General features: G+C 46.9%; 1 protein-coding gene. It reads right to left on the bottom strand.

Annotated features, from left to right (window positions below):
* Positions 1–2,541 (bottom strand): pyruvate dehydrogenase (acetyl-transferring), homodimeric type (gene aceE, locus JF818_RS04225; protein ID WP_198890728.1); only part of this gene is annotated, 2,541 nt, incomplete at its 3' end.
* Positions 2,542–2,852: the final 311 nt, after the last annotated feature.

The raw sequence follows: 2,852 nt of genomic DNA, 5'->3' as shown, positions 1-2,852 counted from the left end.
CCTGTCAACCTCAAAGAAGGTCCTCAGTGCATGCCTGAAATCGGATCTTCCAAATCCATCTGTGCCGAGGATGGTGACCTTGGAATTGGGAATGAGCCTCCTGATCTGCTCAGGATATGCCCTGAGATAGTCGGTGCTTATCACCACTGGACCGTCATGTCCTTCCATCACCTTGGTCAGATACGGAACCTTGGCCTTGCCTTCTGGGTGGGTGAGATTGTATCGCTCTGCCTCAACACCGTCACGGTGCAGTTCATTGACCCCGGGGATACTCCAGATGTCAGACTCCACACCGAAGTCCTTTGACAGGAGTTCAGCTGCTTCTATGACTTCCCTAAGGATTGTTCCACTTCCCATCAACTGTACGACAGGATTCTTGTTCTTCTTTGCTTTCCGGAAGAGATAGGCACCTTTCTTGATCCCTTCCTCAGCTCCCTTGGGCATCTCTGGATGGGTGTAGTTCTCATTCATCAGTGTGATGTAGTAGAAGATGTTCTCATCATCCTCATACATACGCTTCATTCCATCCTGGATGATCACAGCAAGTTCATAGGAAAAAGTAGGGTCATATGCCTGACAGGTGGGGTGGGTGGATGCCAAGAGCAGTCCATGACCATCCTCATGTTGCAATCCTTCCCCGTTCAGGGTGGTTCTTCCTGCAGTTGCTCCCATCAGGAAGCCCTTTGCACGACTGTCTCCAGCAGCATAGATGAAGTCACCTACTCGCTGGAAACCGAAAATGGAATAGAAAATGAAGAAGGGGATCATCGAAACCTGATGGTTTGCATAACTTGTGGCTGCTGCTATCCACGAGGACATCGCACCGGCCTCAGTAATTCCTTCTTCGAGAATCTGTCCTTTCTTGTCTTCGCGATACCACAGGAATGATTCCTTATCAACCGGTTCATACAGCTGGCCATCGGGGGCATAGATACCAATTTGTCTGAAGAGGCCCTCCATGCCGAAGGTTCGTGCTTCATCAGAGACAATGGGGACAATCCTCTCCCCGATATTCTTGTCCTTAACCAGCTTGGTAAGCAGGCGGACAAATGCCATGGTAGTGGATAGTTCTCTCTCTCCAGTGGAGGCATGCATATCCTCAAAGCTCTTGGTTGTGGGGACCGTCAGTTTTTCGCCATCCTTATGGCGGTAGGGTACAGGTCCTCCCATTATCTCTCGGCGCCTGGCAAGGAATTTGCCTTCTTTGCTCTCAGGATCCGGTTTGATAAACACCATACTCTTTGCCTGTTCATCATCAATGGGTACATGGAAATGGTCCCTGAAGGCGAGAAGATCGCTCTCTTCCATGTGCTTCAGGTTATGAGCACCCATAGCACCCTCTCCGCTGCCCATGCCGAAGCCCTTGATGGTCTTGAACAGAATGACCGTAGGTTTTCCCTTGTGGTTTGTTGCTGCATGGAATGCCTGGTAGATCTTTCTGGGGTCATGGCCTCCACGGCTTAACTGCCAGAGATCCTTATCCGTCATCCCTTCAACAAGCGATTCAAGGTACTCATCTCCAGAGAAGAGTTTTTCTCTCAGATATGCTGGGCCTCTAGCTTGCAGGGTCTGGAACTCACCATCAACCATGGTTGCCAGTTTCTGCAGGAGAATACCCTTGGTATCCTTCTCAAGGATGGCGTCCCATTCAGTTCCCCAGATAACCTTGATTACATTCCACCCAGCACCTCTGAACTTTCCTTCAAGTTCCTGGATTATCTTTCCATTACCACGAACCGGTCCATCGAGACGTTGCAGGTTGCAGTTAACTACAAAGATAAGGTTATCGAGCTTCTCCCTGGAAGCAAGTGAGAGTGCTGAAAGCGATTCTGGTTCATCAGACTCTCCGTCTCCCATAAAGACCCAGACCTTCCTGTCTCCACTTTCCTTCAAGCCCCTGTCTTCCATATATTTCATGAATCGTGCCTGATAGATAGCCATCGAAGGACCAAGGCCCATCGAAACGGTTGGGAACTGCCAGAATTCCGGCATCAGGTAGGGGTGTGGATAGGAAGAGAGTCCCTTGCCCCCTGTCTCCTGTCTGAAATGTTCCAGTTGTTCTTCACTCAGTCGTCCTTCTATATAGGCCCGGGCATACATGCCAGGAGAGGAGTGACCTTGGAAGTAGATCATATCAGCGCCGTGTTCGGATTCTGGTCCCTTGAAGAACCAATTGAAGCCTACTTCATACATTGCTGAAGAGGATGAGTAGCTGGCGATATGCCCACCCAATCCTTTTCCATCTTCATTTGCCTTGGCTACCATTACCATGGCATTCCATCGAACAAATGCTGATACATTTCGTGCAATAAGCGATTCTTCCGGTGGAATGACCGCATTGCTGTCTAGGTCTGTTGTATTGATATAGGGGCTAATAACCCCAGGGGATGTGGTAACACCTTTGTTACGTGCAACTTGGGTAAGTTCTGAAAGCAAATAATCAGTTTTCTGATCGCCTTCATGCTCTATGACACCCTCTAACGACTCCAGCCAATCTTTCGTCTCTGCAGGGTCTGGATCATGAAAAATCTTTTTACTCATACTTTTCCTCCGATAGTGAGTGTACGTACTTACAATATTCTTCAAATAAAAAATAACGTCTGTATGTCTTTAAAATATACTACCGGAATAGTAGAAATTCAACATGAGAATTTATGAGAAACAGAGAATTGAGGAAATTTTGGATTTGAAAAATGTATTTATAATATAGATTTGTGAATATGTAGTATAAAATAGAGTTTTAAGCAACAAATTAGATGGTTGCTGCATGTTTTTTGTGAATGGGATTGGATTGATAACCAACTTTTGCGAATATTCATAAGGCTGTGGATACAAAAAACGAAGCATATCTG

The sequence above is a fragment of the Sphaerochaeta sp. S2 genome (genome assembly GCF_016406725.1).
Taxonomy (GTDB): Bacteria; Spirochaetota; Spirochaetia; order Sphaerochaetales; family Sphaerochaetaceae; genus Sphaerochaeta.
This window is presented reverse-complemented; position numbering and strand designations above follow the sequence as displayed.